Below are 21,014 nucleotides of genomic sequence, written 5' to 3'. Positions count from 1 at the left end.
GCCGGCTTTGGCTTCCATAACTTCTTCTCTTTACTACTTTAATGTTATGATTATAGCATTCTGTTTTTTTGATTGCAATAGAAAATTTTATAGTTTTTTTAGAATTGCAAAAGAAATTTCCGTTACAATGACCAATTTTTTCTGTTTATGTTGTTTCTGTGACGTACAAACGTACGTTGTAGGACATACTTTCATGCTGATTTCATATTTTGTATTATGCTCGTATTGGAATGTGTTTAAAAAATCAATTCGGACAAAATTAACCACAAGGTGAGACCTTCAGATTGCAGGAATGATTTTTTTGCAGACTCCGGGATAAAAAAAGGAGATGGTCACCCATCTCCCATTCAAATATCCTATTTATTTCAATTAAGCAATTGCTTTCTTAGCAATCTCAGCAAGTGCTGCGAATCCCTGAGCATCATTTACAGCCATCTCAGCAAGCATCTTTCTGTTAATGTCGATGTTTGCAACTTTAAGGCCGTGCATCATTTTGCTGTAGGATAATCCGTTCATTCTTGCAGCAGCGTTGATACGTGCGATCCAGAGCTGTCTGAACTGACGTTTCTTCTGCTTTCTTCCAGCGTAGGAGCTGGTAAGTGCACGCATAACAGACTGTTTTGCTACTCTATACTGTTTGGAACGAGCTCCTCTGTAGCCCTTTGCCAGTTTTAATACACGATTATGTTTCTTCTTTGCGTTTAATCCGCCTTTAATTCTTGCCATTTCTTATTTTCCTCCTGTTCGTCTTCTTCTATGCTATATCTTATAAATACGGTAATGCTTTCTTCATGCTCTTAACATTAGTAGAATCAACAACAGTAGCTTTTCTGAGATTTCTCTTTCTCTTCTGAGATTTCTTTGTTAAGATATGGCTCTTGTAAGCTTTATTTCTTACTAATTTTCCTGTTCCTGTTTTTTTGAAGCGCTTTGCTGCTGCTCTACAAGTTTTAATTTTTGGCATTGTAATTTCCTCCTTAATATCGTATCTATTTAATGTCCCTCATCCAGCCTGACACCCTCAGGGTGTCTCTCCAAATGAATGCAACATCCTAGTGTTTCTGTGCTAAAAACATTGTCATGCTTCTGCCTTCTACCTTAGGTGCCTTCTCAACTACAGCAATGTCCTTCAGCATATCGGCAAAATCATCCAGAACGTGCTTGCTGCTTGACATGTGTGCCATCTCTCTTCCACGGAAACGAAGAGTAACCTTCACTCTGTCGCCCTTGGTGAGGAATTTGCGTGCTGCCCCAGCCTTTGTGTTCAGGTCATTGGTATCAATATTTGGTGAAAGACGCACTTCTTTGACATCGATGGTCTTCTGCTTTTTCTTGGCTTCTTTCTCTTTTCTGGCAAGTTCGTAGCGATATTTACCATAATCAATGATCTTACATACCGGCGGCTTTGCCTGTGGGGCAATCTTTACTAAATCAAGCTCTGCCTCCTGAGCTTTGGCCATTGCTTCTCTTGCGGACATAATTCCAAGCTGCTCTCCGTCCGGTCCGATTAAGCGTACCTCTTTGTCTCTGATTTGTTCGTTAATCATTAAATTGCTAATTGTCGTGCACCTCCATACCTGATAGATGATCTGTTCTGATCCAGTTTTTAACTTCTGGACTCTCATTCCCCTTCGCAGGAAGAAATTCCTGCCTGATACCTGACGCCGCAAATATAAAAAAAGTGCGGACAGAATCCACACTTCTCCTATTACACTCGCGAACTAAGTCACGCGCTGCTGTGCAATATGAACCCGAGCCGCATCTAAGTATGCGCTGAGGTGAGAGTGAACTCTGCTTTCTTTTCATCACGTACTGTCTTATGATATCATGCCTTATTGTGAAAGTCAAGATGTTTTTTTATTTTTTCTAATAATTTTTTTCTTATAAATTTGTGCATATTTTTTGCAGGCACAGGAAAAACTAAGACTGCTGCAGCGGTTTAGTGCCCTCATGAAATACGGTCTGCTGAACAACTGCAAATGTTTGCAAAATCAAGCATACAAAATCAGGAGGTAAAAAACATGACAATTTTAAAATGTTCCGCAACAACCTGTGCTTACAATGAAGATATGCTTTGTTCCAGAGGGGAAATCAACGTCATGGGTGACAGTGCAAAAAGTTCTGAAGAAACATCCTGCGGAAGCTTCCGGGAAAAGAGCCAGGGTGCCATGAACAGTGCCAAAAACGGCTGTGGATGTGAGACCATCCAGATTGACTGCAAAGCCCACAACTGTACCTATAACGAAAACTGTAAATGTACTGCAGCTGCTATTGATGTAGCCGGAAGCGGTGCAAAAGTATGTTCCGAAACAAAATGCGATACCTTTGAATGCCAGTGCTAGAGCGTGTTTGAAAAAGGCTTTCTGCAAAAATTTTTCAAACAGGTTCCAGAAAATAGCCGCAAATTCAAAAACAGCCCCCGCACAAATGTGCGAGGGCCTTTTAATTTCCATTCATTATCTGTTTCTTAAGAAATCCGGGATCTGGATATCTTTCTTCTGAACCGTGCTGGATGGTGTCTTCGCTGTGAATGGTGTAGCATTCATAGTCGGCATGCTGAAAGACGGCATGTTCAGATTCACACCAGCAGACGCTGTAGTGGAAGCAGGTCTCTTATTGGCAAATACAGAGTTGCTTGCCTTATTTCCAAATGGATTGGATGCCTGTGCATTATCAGAAAGGCCTGTAGCAATAACAGTGATTCTCGCATAATCAGCAACAGAGTCATCATACATAGCACCAAAGATGATATTTGCATCTTCACCTGTAAGCTCCTGTACATAGCTTGCAGCATCATTTGCGTCCATAAGGGAAATATCACCGGAAATGTTGATGATAACGTGTGTAGCACCCTTGATGGTAGTCTCAAGAAGCGGAGAGGATACAGCCTGCTGTACAGCCTCCATAGCCTTGTCATCGCCTCTTGCCTCACCGATACCAATGTGTGCAATACCTTTATCTGTCATAACAGTCTGAACATCAGCAAAGTCAAGGTTGATAAGAGCCGGCAGATTGATCAGATCTGTGATACCCTGAACTGCCTGCTGCAGAACCTCATCTGCTTTACGAAGTGCTTCTGGCATAGTTGTACGGCGATCTACAATCTCCAGTAATTTGTCATTCGGAATTACAATTAATGTATCAACAGCCTTCTTCAGGTTCTCAATACCTGCAAGTGCGTTGTTCATACGTGTCTTAGCTTCAAAACGGAAAGGTTTGGTCACAACACCTACAGTGAGGATCCCCATTTCCTTAGCTGCTGCTGCGATAACTGGTGCAGCACCTGTACCAGTTCCACCGCCCATACCGCAGGTAACGAATACCATGTCAGCACCTTCGATGATCTGTTTTACTTCCTCAATGCTCTCTTCTGCTGCTTTCTGTCCAACCTCAGGCTGTGCTCCTGCACCAAGACCTTTGGTAATTTTCTCACCGATCTGAAGTACAGTTGGAGCTTTACACAGAGTCAGAGCCTGCTTATCTGTATTCACTCCTACAAACTCTACCCCGCCGATGGCTTCTTCAACCATTCTGTTAACTGCGTTATTTCCGGCGCCGCCTACTCCGATTACAATAATCTTAGCAGAGGATTCCGCCTCATTTGACATTATCTCTAACAATGTACTTCCTCCTTTATTTCTACCTTATATCCTTTATCTTTAATTTCAGCAAATATATATACCAAGCTGCATATAGCTATATCATATATTTTTTTTGTGAATTTATCAACCACTAATTTTGTTTTTTTATACTTTTTTCGCGAAATACGCGATATTTTCCTCAGAGTGTGTTTGAAAAAGGCTTTCTGCAAAATGTGCATCACATTTACAGGAGATTTTCAGACACTCTCTAATATTCCTCATCGTACCCGTCATAACCGCTGTTATTATAGTCTTCGCTGTAGTCCTCACTGTAATCTTCAAGCTCCTCTTCGCTTCCATCTTCACTGGTTTCATTGGGATTGGGACCTACATAATTTCCATCTTTATCCAGCTGCCCATAACCGGTATAGCTTCCATCTTCCATATATCCGCCAAGCCAGCTGCCATTTGCAGCAATACTCTCCTCAGTAGGTCTGGAGCCTACATAGTTTCCGTTCTGGTCATATTCCCCTTCACCGGTATAGTCACCCTCCAGGTCATACCCTCCATGCCAGTTAGCCACTGCATTCTCGTAAGCAGCCGCAGTATCCACATCCTCAATCACGCCATCCTCGCCCAGATCCTGCTCGAAGGTAATCGTCTTGGAATTGTCATTTACATTTTCCAGATGAAGGATTCCCTTTTTGCCAGAAAGCTTGGGCAAAATTGCGTTGACACGTGTCATCTTGTCCTCAAGATACTCGTCCTTTCCCAGCATCACCCGGATATCTCCATAAGTCAAGGTAATCTGATAACTGGTGTCAAATTCAATATGATCCGGTATGGCATCGTTCTTCTGGAAAATAGTTGACAGCGCCACCGCAGTGGTAAGCACCGAGTTTCCTTTAATTGGAAGCTTCTCCCCTTCGATCACATGGCTTACTTCAATGCCGTCAAAAAAAGGCACCAGTTCATCCCTTGTATGGGAACTTTCAATAAAAATACCGTTTCTGTCAAAATAAATATAGCTGTCCAGATAAGGAATGCAGCCTACCGCCTTCTTTTCCCGGACACTGATGCAGATACTGTTATGAGAAAGCCTGGTAATATAAAAGCCTTCCACAAAAGGCACACCCTCTACGTCCACCCTGGAATGGAGCAAAACTGCAAGAACGGAATTATCCGTAAAAACCCCCTGCAAAGCCATCTCCTTCACCTGTTCATCCGTGTAACGAGAGGTTCCCATTACCTCCACCTTTGTCACATGAAAATAGGAAAAGAAAAAGACAAGTCCTGCCAGCAGAACTGCCCCCAGGGTACCCAGAATCGCTTTCTTATGTTTTCTATAGATCAACTTCATTTTCAGTGATTTCATATATTGTTATTCCTGTATCCTTTTTACTGCTGCTCCCAGCGCATTAAGATCCTGGCAAATATGCTCATACCCCCGCTGTACAAAAGAATATCCTTCCAGTACGGTAACTCCCTTAGCCCCAAGTGCTGCCAGGATCAGGGACGCACCGCCTCTTAATTCCTGCGCCTGCACAGCTGCTCCATGTAAAGTCTTTACACCGCAGATTACAGCCTCATTTCCCTGTACGCGGATCCTGGCTCCCATTTTCCGCAACTGGTCAGCTGCTTTATAACGGTCTTCAAAAACCATTTCACGAATGCAACTTTCCCCCTCTATGGTGGAAAGAACTGCCATTACGGGAGACTGCAGATCTGTTGGAAATCCTGGATAAACACCCGTTTCCAGCAGTTTAACAGGGCTTTGAACATTTTTTCCATTGACTAATAGTTTACCACTGTTACCTTTATATTGTCCACCCATTTTCCTATATACTTCCAGAAAGGCCTTCAGTTCTCCTTCCGGAGGGTTTTCAAGAACGATCTGGCTTCTGGTTATAGCTGCCGCACAGATATAGGTTCCTGACACAATGCGGTCTGGCGGCACCTGAATGCACCCGGCACTCAGGCTTTTAACTCCCTGGATTCTTATTTCAGAAGTTCCATCCCCCTGTATTTTTGCTCCCATGGAACGCATATACCTGCAAAGCCACTGTATTTCCGGCTCACAGGCACAATTTTCCAATACAGTCTCTCCCTCTGCAAGCACGGCTCCTAAAATGCCCTGCTGGGTAGCTCCCACACTTCTTTTTGAAAAAGAAACCAATGCCCCTTGCAGATGAGGTGCTTCTGCCATCAAAACTCCCTGTTCCTCTGTGACCACTGCGCCAAGCTTCCGAAGCACAAAAAGATGCATATCAATAGGTCTTTTCCCGATCACGCACCCACCTGGATAGCCAAGGCTTCCTTTCCCATTTCTTGCGAGAAGCGCTCCAAGAAGAATCACGGAAGACCTCATCCTCCCTGTAAATTCAAAAGGAACTGACCATTTACCGGCATTTTCGCAGTCCATATACAGATCATGGTCTTCCCACCAGGTCACTGCCCCAAGCTTCTGAAGAATTTCCTCCATACAAAAAACATCCGCGATCCGCGGACAGCCTTTGAGCACACTGACTCCCCGATGTAAAAGAGACGCCGCCATCATAGGAAGCGCTGCATTTTTTGAGCCCTGTATCCGAATACTTCCCTTCAGCTGGTGTCCTCCCTCAATGTAAATCCGGTCATTCAAGCCATTCACTCCTAAAGGGCCTCTTACCTTTTATTGTATGCGAATATTTCTGACTGGTGATAAAATTTCATTTTCTGCTTACGCTCAAAGCCAGCCCCATCTCGCCCAGAAGAAACACCACTGAGGTTCCGCCATAGCTGATAAAGGGAAGCGTGATTCCTGTATTTGGAATGGTGTTTGTCACCACCGCAATATTCAGGATCACCTGAATGGCCATATGGCTCATAATGCCAACGCATAAAAGTGTTCCCTGCAGTTCCCGGCAGTGAAGGGCAATCACCATCAGTCTCCACATAAGAAGCCCAAATATGCCAATGAGAAAAAAAGCTCCGGTCAGTCCCAGTTCTTCGCAGATAATGGAAAAGATCATATCATTCTGGGCTTCCGGCACAAATCCCAGTTTCTGCAGGCTGCTGCCAAATCCTCTTCCGAAAAGCCCGCCGCTTCCAATAGCATAAAGTCCCTGAATGGTCTGAAAACCCTTTTCATACTTCTCCGGATTCCGCCATATGGCAAGCCTTTCCAGACGGTAGCTCTCTGCTGCCAGAAACACTGCGATCACTGCTGCACCAGTCACTCCCATTCCAATAAATCTGGCATATCCCGGATCTGATATAAAAATCAGGATTACACCGATTCCAAGGATTATGATTGCCGTACTTAGGTTATTGGAGCCTACCAGTCCTACAATTGGAAGAAGTGTCAGCATTGTCCTGCACATAAACCAGAAGCCAGCTGTAGTCTTTTTGCTTCCCTGGATCTGCCAGGTGAGAAAAAGGATCACTGCTGCTTTTGCAAATTCCGAAGGCTGAAAAGACAACGGTCCAAAATTCAGCCACCTTCTGGAGCCATTGATTTCCTGTCCTACAAATAAAACTGCTGTAGAAAGTCCCATAGATAAGAGATAAGCAGCCGGTGCCAGCCGAACAAAGAATCTGTAATCTGTCTCTGCTACTATGTACATGGTCATAAGGCCCAGAGCTGTTGCAAAAAGCTGCTTTTTAAAATAATAGGCAGAGTCGCCGAAACGTACTCTGCCATTATATTCACTGATGGAAAACAGCATGACCAGTCCGAATACTGCCAGAAGCAGCACAAGGATCAGTAAGACCGTGTCTGTTTTCGTTTCTTTCTTTCGCTCCCGGATCATAGAGATCTGCTCCTGACGTCCCATGCCTTGGTTAAAGCATATGCCAGATCCGGGTATTCTATGAAATAAATCATAAGTTTCTGTACCTGCCGCCAATCACATTCTGTGGCTACGACAACCGAGTTCGAGTGAAATATACTGCAAAACGGAACGTGCAGATTACAGGAATGATTTTTCAAACAAGCTCCAGAGCATGCCTCCAAAAGGCTTTCTTCAAGATGTACGCTGCAATTTGCGGTATATTACAGTGCTCTCACATACTCCTTAAACATCTGGCCTCTCTGCTCATAATTGTCAAACTGACCCCAGCTTGCGCATGCAGGAGATAAAAGGACCGCGTCCCCAGCGTTTGCCTTATCCGCACACACCTGCACAGCTTCTTTCAGATCCTCACAGAGAATAACATCATGAAAGCCATTCTTCTCAGCCGCAGCCTTAATTTTCTCTTTCGTCTGACCAATAAGTACCAGATACCTTACTTTGCCGTCAAATGCCTGGATCCACTCATCATAGCTGGATTCCTTATCATATCCGCCGCCGATCAGAAGAGTCGGACGGTTCATTGCCTGGATTCCCTTAATAGCCGCATCCGGGTTGGTTCCCTTTGAATCGTTATAATATGCTACACCGTTTTTCTCAGTTACATACTCAATTCTGTGCTCCACGGCTGTAAACTCACAGATACTCCTACGGATGCTATCCATATCAACACCTGCGTAGTAAGCCATGGCCACTGCTGCCATTACATTCTCAAAATTGTGTGTACCAAGAAGCTTCAGCTCTCCTGTTCTCACAACCGGAATCTCCTCTTTCTCTGTACGAAGAATAATCTGGTCTCCTCTCAGGAAAATACCCTGTTCAAGTTCTCTTGCACTGGAAAAATATACAGCCTTTGGCACAATGCTTTTGCCAAATTCACGAAGGATTTCATCCTCATAATTCAGCACACATACATCCTCCGGACCCTGGTTGCTTGTGATCAGCTCTTTCACGCGGATATACTCAGCCATTGTATGATGACGGTTCAGATGATCCTCTGTGATATTCAAAATGGCGCTTACCCTTGGAGCAAATTTCCAGATAGTCTCAAGCTGGAAGCTGCTGATCTCTGCAACTGTGACCGTCTCATCTGTCATCTCCAGTGACTTGGAAGTATACGGAGTTCCAATATTTCCAACAACAAATACAGATGGGCGTGCATCTGACATAATTTTCCCAAGAAGGGCTGTTGTTGTAGTTTTTCCGTTTGTTCCGGTAATTGCAAGAACTTCACCCTTTCCAGTCTGATAAGCCAGTTCAACCTCGCCCCACACAGGAAGTCCCTGATCATAAAAACCTTTTACTATTGGAAGATCTGTGGGAACTCCAGGACTTAATACCACAAGATCCAGGCTTTCCTGAACTTCCTTCGGCAGCTCTCCTGCATAGATGGGAAGTTCATAATTTCCACTGATTTTATGTAATACGCTTTCTTTATCCAGATCTGCTTTTCCATCGTAGAGAACCGGGCAGGCACCAACTGCATTCAGAAGATCAGCTGCGCCGATACCGCTTTTTCCGGCTCCGAAAACCAGAACTTTTTTTCCTTTTAATTCCATGATTTATTTCCTCCTTAATGCCTTGCAATGGATGCCCCGGAATTCTCCCTTTTCAGGCAGCTCTTACAGGGCTAAAAGTCCGATCAGGCACATAATTGCAGTCACAATGGTAAACACTGCAACTACTCTGGCTTCTGACCATCCGCAAAGCTCAAAATGATGATGGATAGGCGCCATTTTGAAAATACGTTTGCCATGTGTTGCTTTGAAATAGGTTACCTGGATCATAACGGACAATACCTCAACCAGATAGATCAGTCCCACGATCAGTATAAACAGAGGCATCTGCAGCATATAAGCCACACCTGCCACAAATCCACCAAGCGCCAGAGATCCTGTATCTCCCATGAACACACTTGCCGGGTATACATTGTAAAGTAAAAATCCCATCAGTCCGCCGATAACAGCACAGGTGACAGGCTCGATACCTGACTGGGTTCCAATGGATACAACCGTGAAAAATACGGCTACGATCAGGGTAACGCTGGTAGCAAGACCATCTACACCGTCAGTAAAGTTTACGCCATTTACCGTTCCGATCACTGCAAAGAACAGCACCGGTACAGCCAGCCAGCCAAGATTCAGATAATGTCCCCCCCAGAATGGAATACGCATGGTCAGAGACACATCTGTATACCGCAGCAGGTAGAAAGTAAAAATACCTGTTACCACTACCTGAAGCAGAAATTTCTGCCATGGAAGAAGTCCGTCAGATCTTCTAAGGACTACCTTCAGATAATCATCCAGAAAACCGATCAGTCCGAATCCCAGAGTCAGGAACAGAACCGGGATAATCTTGGGATAATCTTTTACATAAAACAATGAAGTAATAATCGTGGATATCAGAAAGATCACGCCGCCCATAGTCGGGGTTCCGGCCTTTTTCAGATGCGACTGTACGCCCTCTGTTCTCTCTGTCTGTCCCATTTTCAGCTTACGCAGAAAAGGAATAATAACAGGTCCTAATACTGCACTGATTGCGAAGGAAATCAGTACCGGGATCACAATATGAAATTCCATCCTCACACCTCTTTAATTCTTTCGTTTTTTTCGTTCCAGAGTCTGTTTAAAAAAGCATTCCGCAATCTTCCTCAAATTGTGACACACATCTTGCAGAAACCATTTTTAAACACGCTCTAAACTTTTTAAAGCATCTTATAGTATAAAGCTTTTCCCCTTATTTATCAACCCATAGCTTGGTTTTTGCAAGATAATATCCCCACATTGTTTACTGCTTACTTCGTGACCGGTAACATACTTCTCCTTGCTCACAGCCTGACCGATCACCGAAGCTTATCTTTCTTTTTTCTGATTTAGAGCGTGTTTGAAAAAGGCTTTCTGCAAGATGTGCGTCACAATTTGTGGGAGATTTTGCCCGGATGAGGGCGCCGTAGCGGGCTACGGCAACCGAATTCGGGTGAAATCTCCCACAAAGTGGGGCGTGCAGATTGCGGGAATGATTTTTCAAACACGCTCTAGCACCGCCTCAAAAATATTCTTTATCACAGGTGCCGCAATGGTTCCTCCGTAATACACGCCCTGCGGGTCATGTATAATGCAAAGCCCCAGGATCTGTGGATCTTCCGCAGGCATAAAACCAAGAAAGGAAGAAATATACCGGTTGGCACTTCTTGGCAAAGTCTGGGAAGTAGCCGTCTTGCCCCCTACTGTGCATCCCTCGATCCGGGCATTTCTTCCGGAACCTTCTGACACTACTTTCTCCAGAATTCCTTTTACTGTCTCTGATGTTTTTTCCGAAATAATCCCCGTTTCCACCGGATATTCCAGCTTTCTTCCGCTGGTGCCATCTGAGCTCAGAACGGATACCCCAAAATGAGGTGTGATCCGCCTCCCCCCATTGATCAGAGAACTGACTGTGGTCGCCAGCTGAATTGGCGTAATCTGAAAAGATTGGCCAAAAGCAACTGTTGCCAGCTCCACATTCCCCATGTTTTCCATTTTATGCATGATCGTTCCAGCCTCTCCCGGCAGATCTACACCTGTCTTCTTCAAAAGTCCAAACTCCTTGAAATAATGATAATAGTTTTCCACCCCAAGTCTCAGACCCACTTCAATAAAAACCGGATTGCAGGAATTCTGGGCACCTTCCACAAAGCTCTGAGAACCGTGTCCTGTTCTCCTTGCACAGTGAATCCGCCTGTCATCCACCAGCTTATACCCGGGACAGAAAAATCTGTCATTTACGGAAACCACGCCAGCCTCCAGACCAGCAGACATGGTAATGATCTTAAAGGTAGAACCGGGCTCATATGTATCGTTCAGGCAGGGATTTCTCCACATCTGGTTCAGAAGATCCTGTTTTTCCTGTTCATTCATTCCTGAAGTATCCACGTCCGCATTCAATGTAAAAGGATCGTTTAGGTCAAATTCCGGCACATTAACACATACATAAATTTCTCCGTTCTGCGGATTCATAAGAAGTATGGAAACACGCGCAGCCTGTTTTTCTTCCATTACTTTCAGGGCCGCCTGCTGAGCATACTGCTGCAGATCCACATCCAGACTGATTTTCAGGTTTTCCCCTGCCACCGGATCTTCCCTGCTTTCTCCGATCTGGTCGATTTCCACGCCTCTGGCATCTGTTGTGGTCAGGATTTTTCCCGCCTGTCCCTTTAAAATTTCCTCATATTTCACTTCCAGGCCAATTATCCCCTGATTGTCACCGCCTGTAAATCCCAGAACCTTGGAAGCCAGAGATCCGTAAGGATAATACCGCTTATAATCCTCATCCACTTTCACACCATCCAGTTCATACCCACGTATCACATCTCCCACAGATTTTTCCACATTTGTCTTAATTCGTTCAATTGAAGATATTTTTTCAACTTTTTTACGCACTGTGTCAGTATCTATTTCCAACTCTTTTGACAAGACCTCAATAACCTTCTGTGGGTCCTTAATCTGACTGTGAATAACGGAAATAGTACATACAGTTTTATTATCTGCCAGAATCCTCCCTTTTGCATCCAGTATCTGTCCTCTTGCAGCCTTAATGACTCGTTCTCTTTCATGAAGTTCTTCCGCTTTCTGGTAATAGTAATCCGACCGAACCCCCATCAGGTAAACAAGCCTTCCCACAAGTCCCAGAAGCATAAGTGCACATACAAGAAAAACCATCCATATTTTTTTCCTGTGAAAGGTCATGGTTTTTTTCATAAAAAAATCCCCATCTGAAATCATCATAACTAATATATGATAATTTCAGATGGAGGTATGTGTTGTATTATGGTGAACAGTCCGTTTTTTATTTCCTGCCAATACTATGCCACCTATGGACAGTATTTCTAATCCAGTCCGGCTTCCTCGTTAGTCAGGCCTTCACTCTCCATATTGTTATCCTCAATGGGATCCGTGTTATCTTCCGGAGGTCCCGGAACATTGGTATCAGAAACAGCCTCCGGCAGAGTTTCCCCGGCTAAACCAGTGTAGGAATCGCTGATTCCATCAAGGTTAGCAGATTTTATATACTCTCCGTTTGCATTGATCTGATAACTTCCGTCACTATTCAGCAGGTAACCATTTTCGTCAATCCGATTGCCATCCCAGTCAATGAGGTTGCCCTCTTCATCCACCAGATTTCCATTTTCATCAATCTGACTGTCAGATATGGTATTTACATGACCATTGAAGTTCTCCCAAAGCTCTGTCTCCGGAACAGTTCCGTCTGTAGACTGATCGGGCTGAATATTCATGTATGGCAGAAGCTCGGAAAGAATTGCCTGTGCCACATACTGTGGATAAATACTGCTGGCCTGATCCTCTACATTTGGCTCGTCAATTACCACGTAGATCAGAACCTGCGGGTCATCAACCGGGGCAAATCCGATAAAGGAAACCACGTATTTACCGTTTCCACGGGGGAATTTCTCCGCAGTTCCTGTTTTACCGCCTGAGCTGTAACCCTGTACCTTTGACGTCATACTGGTACCCTGCTCTACACTGGCCTGCATATAGCTTCTGATATCAGCGGAAATGCTGGAAGAAATGGTCTGCTTCTGAAGAAGCGGGCTGATTGTCTTCACAGTTGCACCGCTGGCATCTTTGACTTTTGTCACAAGATGTGGCTGATAATAGTAGCCGCCATTGATAACCGAACACATTGCATTGATTTCCTGGATCATAGTACAGCTGAATCCCTGACCAAATGCAGAACACGCAAGCTCTGTCTCATGCATGGTATCAACCGTATGCATAATACCATATCCCTCATTTGGAAGATCGATTCCTGTCCGGCTTCCGAAATTGAAAGTACTCTGTGCTTTCAGAAAATTTTCAACTCCCATCTTTGCACCAATCTGCATCATGGCATCGTTACAGGAGTTTGCGATTACTTCCGCAAGGGTTTCCATTCCGTGTCCGTAAATATTTGCACATTTGATGGTGGTCATATTTCCTGGCACACCAAAATTCTGGTAACCATCACAATAGAAGGTATCACTGGTGGATATTTTTCCCTGTTCCAGAGCAGCTGCCATAACAATGGGCTTCACAACGGAACCAGGTTCGTAAATGTCGGTTACACAAAAGTTATTCCACATGGCGCTTAGAGCATCCATGGTCTCACTGTCGTTCATAGCAGCAATCTCATCTGCTGAATATAAGGAAGACAGATTACGTGGATCATTAAGATCATATCGGTCGCCCCCATCCATGGCAAGGATTTCACCACTTGAAGGGTCTTCCACGATCACTCCTATATTTTTGGCGCCAGTAGATTCCTTAAAGGCATTTACCCATTTTTCCACAATCTGCTGTGTTCCAAGATCGAGGCTAAGCTCCAGACTGTTTCCGTCAGAAGCTTCGATAATGGTTTGCTCCACGTTAGAATCATCACTGAAATATCCGTACTGTCGGCCATCAATTCCTGTCAGGCTGCTATTGTAGTAGCCCTCAATTCCATAGTCCGCAGTATCTCGGGAAAAAGTAAATCCCAGCGTATCACAGGCCAGCTCATTATATGGATAGACTCTCAGGTAATCTTCTTCAAACCATACACCCTGGATATTGTTTTTCTCCTGAATTTCTTCCCTGGTCATTTCCGTATCATCTGGTATGCTGCAGTAATCCTCGAATGCTTTCTTATCATCCATGGATACCTGCTTTTTCACGATCTGATACTGACTCTCCCTGGTCTTATCAGAAGTAAGCCTGGTACGGAGTTCTCCTTCATCAAGGCCAAATATGGTAACCAGAGCATTCACCGTAGGATCCAGATAATCCTCATCTGAATTTACAGCTTTACAGTCCAGTACAACATTATACACCTTGTTGCTCGTTGCCAGAATGTTGCCATTTCGATCATAGATTGCCCCTCGTTTCGCTGGCATTGTGCGATTCTGGTATTTTTGCTGAGCCTGACTCAGCACCTGTTTCTTATACTTGTCACCACTTTGAAAATTAATATAAGTGATAACTCCCAATAAAACGATTAAAGCTCCCAATACGCAAAAGAGCAGTATTGACAGCTTTTTTTTCATACTGTGATTTATTTTTTTTATAGGTTTTCTTTTTGGTTTTCTTCTCAGAGTAGTCAATCAAACACCTGCCTTCATTCCCATTACTTCCCGGTCACGTCCTGATACTGTCTTACGTAGCTGCCGCCTTCAGTCGCATAGGTTTCTGTCTGCTGGTTGCTTGGATATTTCATGCCCAGACGTCCGATGGCGATTTTCCGGATTCTTTCAAGGTCAACACTTGAAGTCACCTGGCTCTCATATGCATCGTTATCTTCTTTCAGCTCGGCCAGTTGGGATTCGAGCGTGGCCAGCTGGCTTCTTTTACTGGTGCATTCTGTTTTCAGTTTCAGATAATTAATACTGCAAAACACAATAAGGATACCAAGTGCTGCCAGAAATATGGCAAAATTACGGTTCATATTATTGGCTTTCGCACGGTTTCTCCTGGCTGCCTTACTAAGCGGCTTGTTCCCCCGGACCTGCTGCTCTGGTGTGGTCTGCTCTGGTTTTGCCTTATTTTTACGAACAGAATGCTCTGGCTGACGGTACTCTCTCCGCTCAGGAACTTCCTGGACTTTTCGGACAGTGTTGCCATCAACATACACATTTTGTGGACGTCTTTTACCTGACACAGTATTTGTATGTCTGCCTGTCTCCGCCATTTTTTACCCTTCTTTTAAACTTTTTTTTCAAAAATTCTAAGCTTAGCACTCTTAGAACGCGGGTTTTCTTCCATTTCTTCATCACTTGGAAGAATTGGCTTCCTTGTGATAACTCTCCCCTTGGATTTCTTTCCGCACACACATACCGGAAAATCCGGTGGACAGGTACACGGGTTCTCATTTTTTCGAAAAATTGTTTTTACAATTCTGTCTTCCAGTGAATGGAACGTAATAATGCAAAGCCTTCCGCCATCATCCAGAAGATCGATCATCCCATCAAGTGAATCACGAAGAACATCCAGTTCCTTATTCAGCTCAATTCTGATTGCCTGGAACGTACGCTTAGCCGGATGACCTCCTGCTGCCTGTATCTTCATAGGTATGGATTCCCGGATGATCTGTGTAAGCTGGCCCGTTGTCATAATGGGGCTCTGCTGTCTTGCTGCTACTATATGTTTCGCGATATTTTTCGCAAATTTATCTTCACCGTAATCGCGGATAATGCGATACAGTTCTCTTTCTTCATAACCGTTAACAATGTCACTGGCAGTCTGTGTCTGTCTCTGGTCCATGCGCATGTCAAGAGGTGCATCTACCCGATAGGTAAATCCACGTTCCTCATTGTCCAGCTGATAGGAGGATACTCCCAAATCCAGAACAATACCATCAACCTTGTGAATTCCCCTTGCGGCAAGCTCCTGTACCATGTAACAATAATTGCTGCGAATGATTGTCACCTGGTCAAAGGCGGCAAGCCGTTCACTCGCAGCAATTATCGCATCCTGGTCTTGATCTATACCAATAAATCTCCCCTTGGCAGAAAGTTTCCTGCATACCTCAATGGCATGTCCTGCGCCGCCCAAAGTGCCATCCACATAGATTCCATCCGGCTTAATATTCAGCCCGCCAACGGTCTCGTCCAGTAATACAGATTTGTGTTTAAATTCCATTTCCGTCTCCTGTTGGATTTCTCGCTTATTTTATGCTCAGATGACGATTCCCATGTTCTCCATGTCGGCAGCAATGCTGTCCATATCGTCATAATTGCAATTCTCGCTCCATTTCTCCTTGCTCCAGACTTCTACTCTGCTTAAGTTTCCAGCCAGAATAACATCTTTCTCCAGACCAGCGAACTCACGTAACGTCTGTGGTACGAGAATTCTCCCCTGCTTGTCCAGTTCACATGTTGTTGCACCTGCAACAAAGAAGCGCGAAAAGGCTCTAGCGTCTTTATTTGTAAGTGGTAATGCACGGAGTTTCTCTTCAAAGGCTTCCCATTCATCCATAGGATAAATATAAAGACAACCATCAAGTCCTCTGGTAAGAACAAATTCCTCACCTAAAGGTTCCCGAAATTTCGCCGGGATGATCAAACGCCCCTTCGCGTCGATTGTGTGATTGTACTCGCCCATGAACATAAAAACTCACCTACTCTCGTGAAATACGAGTCTCCCCCTCGTATCTCATGACGGGAAACAAATGGAAGTTCTGCCACTTCGTCCCCATTTGTCACCACTTTTCTCCACTTCCTACCACTTATGAACCCATTCTAACCCATTTGCCCCTAAATTACAAGTGGGAAATTATGAAATCTATTACATAATTCTGTTACAAAGTCCTTACAAACAGTGAAAATGCAGTCAAAAAATTTTTTTATACAAATAAATCCTGCTCTGCAGGACTTTTTATATTGCCGGAAATTCCAGCGAAATTACCTATTACACACAAAAAAACGCCACTTCAGTGGGATTCGCTCCCACCAAAATGACGTTTTGTTCAGACCAGATTCAGATATCTGACAATCATATGATCAATCTTCCTGCTCATGGGCAGGTTTTTTCGCAAATCTGCGCGGCTGGCTATACAACCATTCATCTTCTTCTGAAGCTGTCGGATCCTTCGCAGCAACAGTTTCTTCTTCAGAAATCCCGGCATTTTCTTCCACATAATTTTCTGTACCGGAAGCTTCTGGCAAAGCTTCCTCCTCAGAAATTTCTTCTGTATCTTTCTCTGAGTCCTCCTCATAGAAATCCTCAGCAGCTGAATTTTCCTCTTCCACGATTTTCTCTGTGTTCTTTTCATCCTGAGGATCTTCTTCCGGATGCTCTTCTTCCACAGACGAAGTTTCTTCTGATTCTTCGGAATCATGTTCATAAGCAGATGCTGTTCCGTTATAGACTTCCGGAACACCTGCGGCATCTCCATCTGCAAAAGCTCTCTCCAGTCTGAGCCGGTCTCTGTATTCTTCTGCTTCAGCTTCTCTGGCTGCTCTTTCCTGCGCTTCATAGTCCTGTTCTCTCCTGCGTCTGCGCCTTGCCGCCCTCTTTTTCGCCATGGTTTCTTCCACAACTGCGATCATAGCACAGATTACAAACAGTGCTGCTGAGATCAGCTGGGAAATTCCAACAGAAGTTCCCGGAATCATAAGCTTGTCTGTTCGAAGAAGTTCTATGCAAAATCGTCCGAGACCATATCCTGCCAGATATTTCAGAAATACTTCTCCGTGGAAATGTTTTTTGCGCTTCCACACAAGCATCAGGAGAAACAAAAGCAGACACCAAAGACTCTCGTATAAGAAAACCGGATGTACTTGAATATAAGAAGTTCCACCTATTGTCTCCAGGTTTTCCCTCATTGCAGATGTCACTTCGCTGGAACGCACAGCAGATAAAGGGAGCTGCATTGCAAATATGCTGTTGGTATACTCACCGAAAGATTCCCTGTTAAAGAAATCTCCCCACCTTCCTATTATCTGCGCAATAACGATTCCCATGCTGGCAGTATCTGCCATCTGCATAAAAGATTTTCTGCGCACGCCGCAGTAAATGGCTGCTCCCAGCATTCCTCCAAACAGACCGCCGTAGAATGTAAGTCCGCCATTTCTCACATTAAAGATCTCAATAATATTGCCCTTATAAAGATTCCAGGAACATAAAACATAAAGCATTCTGGATCCGACCACACCCAGAAGCAGGGATATGATCATCATTTCCAGATAATCGTCTTTATTCTCGCCGCAGCGCTTCGCTTCCAGAATCACAAATCCCATTCCCAGAAGCATTCCCAGAGCTATTACAAGGCCAAAAAATGTAATCTCAAATCCAAATATTTGAATGGATTTCCCCACATAATCCAGGTTTATTCCCAGATTCGGAAACTGAATTGACATTTATGCTATCCCTCTGTTTCTATTACTTATCAGACATTGAAACGGAATAAGATCACATCGCCATCCTGTACTACGTAATCCTTACCTTCCATTCTTACAAGACCTTTTTCTCTTGCGCCTGCATAGGAGCCACAGTCAAGAAGATCCTGATAGTTTACCACCTCAGCTTTAATGAATCCACGCTCAAAATCAGAATGAATCTTACCTGCAGCCTGCGGAGCCTTGGTTCCAATCTTGATGGTCCATGCTCTGGTCTCATCTTCTCCGGAGGTCAGGAAGCTCATAAGTCCAAGAAGATGATAACTTGCCTTAACCAGCTTCTCAAGTCCTGATTCCTTGAGTCCAAGATCCTCCAGGAACATTTTTCTCTCATCCTCATCCAGTTCGGAAATCTCTTCCTCGATCTGAGCACAGATTACGAAAATCTCACTGTTCTGCTCTGCAGCATATTTTCTTACAGCCTGTACATGCGCATTGTCAGCACCATCATTTGCAAGATCGTCTTCTGCAACATTTGCAGCGTAAATAACCGGTTTCTGAGTGAGCAGATTGTATGTTCCCATCCATGCTTCCTCATCCTCATTCTCCAGTTCCATAGTGATGGCCATTTTGCCGTCTTCCAGCCATTTCTTGATCTTCTGAAGGAAATCAAGCTCTTTAGCAGCTTCTTTGTCCATACGGGCAGTCTTGGTAACCTTTGCAATTCTTCTCTCCAGGATCTCAAGATCAGAGAAAATAAGCTCCAGGTTGATAGTCTCAATATCACGGATCGGGTCAATGCTTCCATCTACGTGAATTACATTGGTATCCTCAAAACAGCGTACTACATGAACGATTGCATCAACTTCACGGATGTTTGCAAGGAACTGGTTTCCAAGACCTTCTCCCTTAGAAGCGCCCTTTACAAGTCCTGCAATGTCAACAAATTCTATAACGGCCGGTGTCACTTTCTTGGAATGATAAAAATCACCAAGCAGTGCAAGTCTTTCATCCGGCACAGTAACAACTCCCACATTCGGGTCAATGGTACAGAAGGGATAGTTCGCAGATTCTGCACCAGCCTTTGTCAGGGAATTAAAAAGTGTACTTTTTCCTACATTTGGAAGTCCAACGATACCTAATTTCATTTTATCCTATTTCTCCTTATTTTTAGAGGCGTTTGACATTTCTTTACGCCATTCTTTTGCTATTATACCACAAACAATAAAAATATGATATATTTCCGGCCCCATATTGTCTTCTCTATACATCTTTTTATTTTAGCATACCTAACTCTTTCCATCAAGACAAAAGCTCTGGACAATCTGATAAATTTGAAAAAACACCTCATATTTCCAATTGAATATGAAGTGTTTCTCTTTTGTAATACATCATTTATTTCAAATCTCTGGACATGATCATAAGAAGACTGCCTTTTTCGTAGAGTACCTTGGCCTTTTCTTCCTGGATCTCGTTGCTAACGGTGCGGCCGCAGTTATCTGTAGTAAGGCGGTAATGATCCAATGGGTATTTAAACCCCTTCAAAGTAAGACCTTCAACCGTTTCACCGGCTGCGAAAAAAGAAATATATTTTCCGAACTGACTGTCTTTTCGAATAATATAGCCATTTTCCACAAGACAGATGTAATTCTGAGCATCTGCCAGGATCACATTGACACCCTTTTGTCTGCCATATCCCAAAAGTCCCATGTTTCCAATAAAATGATCCAGTCTTCCACCAGTTGCGCCAAGAATAAGAATATTCTTTGCCCCTCTTCTTATTGCCAGATTTAAAGTAGACTGGGTATCTGTATCATCCTTTTCAGGATTCAGTCTGACAATTTCTGTATGGTCAAGACTCTCCAGATATGCCTTTCCAGCACCTGATAAACTGTCAAAATCACCGTCCACAATATCCGGGACAAGACCTGTTTCCAGAAAGAAATCCAGTCCTCTGTCAGCCGCCAGCAAAAGCAGCTTCTTTCCTTTTCGCTCTTCTTCTATTTTTCTTATAAAATCGAGGGCAAAATCTTTCTGGATCATGCCCCCGCTTACGATTACTGTATCTATCATTCTATCTCTCACTCAATCCTGTCACCAATCTCTTCGATCTGTTTCTGAATATGGCGGACATTCTGGGCAATATCACCGCCGAATACCCAGGATCCGGCAACAAAGATATTGGCACCAGCTTTCATAACAGTCTCTATGGTACCTTCATTGATTCCACCGTCAACCTCAATATCCACATTCAGATTCTCTTTGTCGATCAGTTCTCTCAGTTCCTGAATCTTCTCTGTACACTCGTCCATATATTTCTGTCCGCCAAAGCCAGGCTGAACAGTCATTACCAAAACCATATCCACATCCTCAAGCATATGGCTGATATCATTTACCGGAGTTGCAGGCTTGATGGAAACACCAACTTTCACTCCTGCATCCTTGATACGCTCTATAGTACGTTCCAGATCCTCACATGCCTCAGCATGAACGGTGATGGAATCCGCACCACAATTTACAAAATCCTGAATGTATCTTTCCGGCTCTGTCACCATAAGATGAACATCAAAAAACATCTTGGATTCTTTACGGATGGATTTGATCACCGGCATACCAAAGGAAATGCTCGGTACAAAATCTCCATCCATAACATCAATATGGAGCCATTCAACTCCTTCGTTTTCAAGAATTTTAATCTGTTCGCCCAGACGGTTAAAATCCGCTGATAAAATGGAAGGGCATAGCTGATACATAGTT

Annotated in this window: 21 protein-coding genes and 1 pseudogene; 3 read left to right on the top strand and 19 right to left on the bottom strand. The window is 43.9% G+C overall.

Annotated features, from left to right (window positions below; translation table 11 throughout):
* Positions 1-369: 369 nt before the first annotated feature.
* The 3 genes from rplT to infC all read right to left on the bottom strand — a co-directional run bounded on the left by rplT (position 370) and on the right by infC (position 1,547).
* Positions 370-726: a 50S ribosomal protein L20 gene (gene rplT / locus ABHC48_RS14945; protein WP_117850812.1), complete on the bottom strand. Its 357-nt coding sequence runs from the start codon at positions 724-726 to the stop codon at positions 370-372.
* A gap of 40 nt (positions 727-766) precedes the next feature.
* A complete protein-coding gene (gene rpmI / locus ABHC48_RS14940; protein ID WP_117850817.1) occupies positions 767-964 on the bottom strand; it encodes a 50S ribosomal protein L35 in 198 nt (65 codons plus the stop codon).
* An 88-nt stretch (positions 965-1,052) separates the two neighbouring features.
* Positions 1,053-1,547 (bottom strand): translation initiation factor IF-3, encoded by a 495-nt coding sequence (gene infC, locus ABHC48_RS14935; RefSeq protein ID WP_118578206.1) that lies wholly within the window; start codon positions 1,545-1,547, stop codon positions 1,053-1,055.
* A gap of 474 nt (positions 1,548-2,021) precedes the next feature.
* Here infC and ABHC48_RS14930 point away from each other — a divergent pair, with 474 nt between their 5' ends.
* Positions 2,022-2,342, top strand: coding sequence for a DUF1540 domain-containing protein (locus tag ABHC48_RS14930; RefSeq protein ID WP_148461140.1), 321 nt, complete (start codon positions 2,022-2,024; stop codon positions 2,340-2,342).
* Positions 2,343-2,456: 114 nt separating this feature from the next.
* On the opposite strand, the gene ftsZ is transcribed toward ABHC48_RS14930, so the two are convergent.
* The 4 genes from ftsZ to ABHC48_RS14910 all read right to left on the bottom strand — a co-directional run bounded on the left by ftsZ (position 2,457) and on the right by ABHC48_RS14910 (position 7,372).
* Positions 2,457-3,620, bottom strand: a complete 1,164-nt coding sequence (gene ftsZ / locus ABHC48_RS14925) for a cell division protein FtsZ (RefSeq protein WP_330382736.1) — start codon at positions 3,618-3,620, stop codon at positions 2,457-2,459.
* A gap of 229 nt (positions 3,621-3,849) precedes the next feature.
* A complete protein-coding gene (locus tag ABHC48_RS14920) occupies positions 3,850-4,956 on the bottom strand; it encodes a cell division protein FtsQ/DivIB (protein WP_226854683.1) in 1,107 nt (368 codons plus the stop codon).
* Positions 4,957-4,962: 6 nt separating this feature from the next.
* Positions 4,963-6,231, bottom strand: coding sequence for a UDP-N-acetylglucosamine 1-carboxyvinyltransferase (gene murA / locus ABHC48_RS14915; RefSeq protein ID WP_118578203.1), 1,269 nt, complete (start codon positions 6,229-6,231; stop codon positions 4,963-4,965).
* A gap of 58 nt (positions 6,232-6,289) precedes the next feature.
* The gene (locus ABHC48_RS14910; RefSeq protein ID WP_187565056.1) at positions 6,290-7,372 is read right to left on the bottom strand and encodes a putative peptidoglycan glycosyltransferase FtsW; all 1,083 of its coding nucleotides are present in this window, start codon (positions 7,370-7,372) and stop codon (positions 6,290-6,292) included.
* 38 nt (positions 7,373-7,410) lie between these two features.
* Between ABHC48_RS14910 and ABHC48_RS14905 the strand changes: the two genes are divergently transcribed.
* The gene (locus ABHC48_RS14905; protein WP_308768462.1) at positions 7,411-7,701 is read left to right on the top strand and encodes a DUF6783 domain-containing protein; all 291 of its coding nucleotides are present in this window, start codon (positions 7,411-7,413) and stop codon (positions 7,699-7,701) included.
* On the opposite strand, the gene murD is transcribed toward ABHC48_RS14905, so the two are convergent.
* The 3 genes and pseudogenes from murD to ABHC48_RS14890 all read right to left on the bottom strand — a co-directional run.
* Positions 7,615-8,970: a UDP-N-acetylmuramoyl-L-alanine--D-glutamate ligase gene (gene murD / locus ABHC48_RS14900; protein WP_148461138.1), complete on the bottom strand. Its 1,356-nt coding sequence runs from the start codon at positions 8,968-8,970 to the stop codon at positions 7,615-7,617. The genes ABHC48_RS14905 and murD overlap by 87 nt on opposite strands.
* A gap of 63 nt (positions 8,971-9,033) precedes the next feature.
* The gene (gene mraY, locus ABHC48_RS14895) at positions 9,034-9,990 is read right to left on the bottom strand and encodes a phospho-N-acetylmuramoyl-pentapeptide-transferase (RefSeq protein WP_148461137.1); all 957 of its coding nucleotides are present in this window, start codon (positions 9,988-9,990) and stop codon (positions 9,034-9,036) included.
* Between the two features lie 208 nt (positions 9,991-10,198).
* Positions 10,199-10,378: pseudogene (locus ABHC48_RS14890) on the bottom strand (DUF6783 domain-containing protein); the annotation flags it as partial.
* Between ABHC48_RS14890 and ABHC48_RS14885 the strand changes: the two are divergent.
* Entirely contained in the window at positions 10,316-10,501 is a 186-nt protein-coding gene (locus ABHC48_RS14885) for a DUF6783 domain-containing protein (protein ID WP_313719214.1), read from the top strand. The pseudogene ABHC48_RS14890 and the gene ABHC48_RS14885 sit on opposite strands and share 63 nt — an antisense overlap.
* Here ABHC48_RS14885 and ABHC48_RS14880 read toward each other — a convergent pair.
* From ABHC48_RS14880 to rpe, 9 genes are all read right to left on the bottom strand, one after another.
* Complete coding sequence (locus ABHC48_RS14880; RefSeq protein ID WP_195700074.1) at positions 10,435-12,147, bottom strand: penicillin-binding transpeptidase domain-containing protein; 1,713 nt, start codon at positions 12,145-12,147, stop codon at positions 10,435-10,437. The genes ABHC48_RS14885 and ABHC48_RS14880 overlap by 67 nt on opposite strands.
* A gap of 128 nt (positions 12,148-12,275) precedes the next feature.
* Entirely contained in the window at positions 12,276-14,318 is a 2,043-nt protein-coding gene (locus ABHC48_RS14875) for a penicillin-binding transpeptidase domain-containing protein (protein WP_334285724.1), read from the bottom strand.
* A gap of 230 nt (positions 14,319-14,548) precedes the next feature.
* On the bottom strand, positions 14,549-15,109 hold the full coding sequence (locus ABHC48_RS14870; protein ID WP_173718147.1) for a septum formation initiator family protein: 561 nt from the start codon (positions 15,107-15,109) through the stop codon (positions 14,549-14,551).
* A gap of 14 nt (positions 15,110-15,123) precedes the next feature.
* The gene (rsmH, locus tag ABHC48_RS14865; protein WP_148461134.1) at positions 15,124-16,059 is read right to left on the bottom strand and encodes a 16S rRNA (cytosine(1402)-N(4))-methyltransferase RsmH; all 936 of its coding nucleotides are present in this window, start codon (positions 16,057-16,059) and stop codon (positions 15,124-15,126) included.
* 36 nt (positions 16,060-16,095) lie between these two features.
* Positions 16,096-16,527 carry a division/cell wall cluster transcriptional repressor MraZ gene (gene mraZ / locus ABHC48_RS14860; protein ID WP_118578197.1) on the bottom strand — a complete coding sequence of 144 codons (432 nt, stop codon included), beginning with the start codon at positions 16,525-16,527 and terminating at the stop codon, positions 16,096-16,098.
* Positions 16,528-16,919: 392 nt separating this feature from the next.
* A complete protein-coding gene (gene lgt, locus ABHC48_RS14855) occupies positions 16,920-18,278 on the bottom strand; it encodes a prolipoprotein diacylglyceryl transferase (RefSeq protein ID WP_195700076.1) in 1,359 nt (452 codons plus the stop codon).
* 29 nt (positions 18,279-18,307) lie between these two features.
* Positions 18,308-19,405, bottom strand: coding sequence for a redox-regulated ATPase YchF (gene ychF / locus ABHC48_RS14850; RefSeq protein WP_021926448.1), 1,098 nt, complete (start codon positions 19,403-19,405; stop codon positions 18,308-18,310).
* A 247-nt stretch (positions 19,406-19,652) separates the two neighbouring features.
* Positions 19,653-20,330 carry a thiamine diphosphokinase gene (locus tag ABHC48_RS14845; RefSeq protein ID WP_148461132.1) on the bottom strand — a complete coding sequence of 226 codons (678 nt, stop codon included), beginning with the start codon at positions 20,328-20,330 and terminating at the stop codon, positions 19,653-19,655.
* Positions 20,331-20,338: 8 nt separating this feature from the next.
* Complete coding sequence (rpe, locus tag ABHC48_RS14840) at positions 20,339-21,010, bottom strand: ribulose-phosphate 3-epimerase (RefSeq protein ID WP_118578194.1); 672 nt, start codon at positions 21,008-21,010, stop codon at positions 20,339-20,341.
* Positions 21,011-21,014: the final 4 nt, after the last annotated feature.

The sequence above is a fragment of the Ruminococcus sp. 1001136sp1 genome, assembly GCF_039841815.1.
Lineage (GTDB): Bacteria > Bacillota > Clostridia > Lachnospirales > Lachnospiraceae > Blautia_A > Blautia_A faecis.
Note: the sequence above shows the minus strand (reverse complement) of the source record. Positions and strands in the feature narration are given on the sequence as shown.

Excerpts from the sequence above, each read along its gene's own strand:
- ABHC48_RS14885 (WP_313719214.1), top strand. The coding sequence starts at position 10,316 with ATGTGCGTCACAATTTGTGGGAGATTTTGCCCGGATGAGGGCGCCGTA.
- ABHC48_RS14930 (WP_148461140.1), top strand. The coding sequence starts at position 2,022 with ATGACAATTTTAAAATGTTCCGCAACAACCTGTGCTTACAATGAAGAT.
- lgt (WP_195700076.1), bottom strand. The coding sequence starts at position 18,278 with ATGTCAATTCAGTTTCCGAATCTGGGAATAAACCTGGATTATGTGGGG.
- rplT (WP_117850812.1), bottom strand. The coding sequence starts at position 726 with ATGGCAAGAATTAAAGGCGGATTAAACGCAAAGAAGAAACATAATCGT.
- ABHC48_RS14920 (WP_226854683.1), bottom strand. The coding sequence starts at position 4,956 with ATGAAATCACTGAAAATGAAGTTGATCTATAGAAAACATAAGAAAGCG.
- ABHC48_RS14875 (WP_334285724.1), bottom strand. The coding sequence starts at position 14,318 with ATGCCAGCGAAACGAGGGGCAATCTATGATCGAAATGGCAACATTCTG.
- mraZ (WP_118578197.1), bottom strand. The coding sequence starts at position 16,527 with ATGTTCATGGGCGAGTACAATCACACAATCGACGCGAAGGGGCGTTTG.
- murD (WP_148461138.1), bottom strand. The coding sequence starts at position 8,970 with ATGGAATTAAAAGGAAAAAAAGTTCTGGTTTTCGGAGCCGGAAAAAGC.
- ychF (WP_021926448.1), bottom strand. The coding sequence starts at position 19,405 with ATGAAATTAGGTATCGTTGGACTTCCAAATGTAGGAAAAAGTACACTT.
- rpe (WP_118578194.1), bottom strand. The coding sequence starts at position 21,010 with ATGTATCAGCTATGCCCTTCCATTTTATCAGCGGATTTTAACCGTCTG.
- ABHC48_RS14870 (WP_173718147.1), bottom strand. The coding sequence starts at position 15,109 with ATGGCGGAGACAGGCAGACATACAAATACTGTGTCAGGTAAAAGACGT.
- rsmH (WP_148461134.1), bottom strand. The coding sequence starts at position 16,059 with ATGGAATTTAAACACAAATCTGTATTACTGGACGAGACCGTTGGCGGG.
- ABHC48_RS14910 (WP_187565056.1), bottom strand. The coding sequence starts at position 7,372 with ATGATCCGGGAGCGAAAGAAAGAAACGAAAACAGACACGGTCTTACTG.
- infC (WP_118578206.1), bottom strand. The coding sequence starts at position 1,547 with ATGATTAACGAACAAATCAGAGACAAAGAGGTACGCTTAATCGGACCG.
- rpmI (WP_117850817.1), bottom strand. The coding sequence starts at position 964 with ATGCCAAAAATTAAAACTTGTAGAGCAGCAGCAAAGCGCTTCAAAAAA.
- mraY (WP_148461137.1), bottom strand. The coding sequence starts at position 9,990 with ATGGAATTTCATATTGTGATCCCGGTACTGATTTCCTTCGCAATCAGT.
- ABHC48_RS14880 (WP_195700074.1), bottom strand. The coding sequence starts at position 12,147 with ATGAAAAAAACCATGACCTTTCACAGGAAAAAAATATGGATGGTTTTT.
- ABHC48_RS14845 (WP_148461132.1), bottom strand. The coding sequence starts at position 20,330 with ATGATAGATACAGTAATCGTAAGCGGGGGCATGATCCAGAAAGATTTT.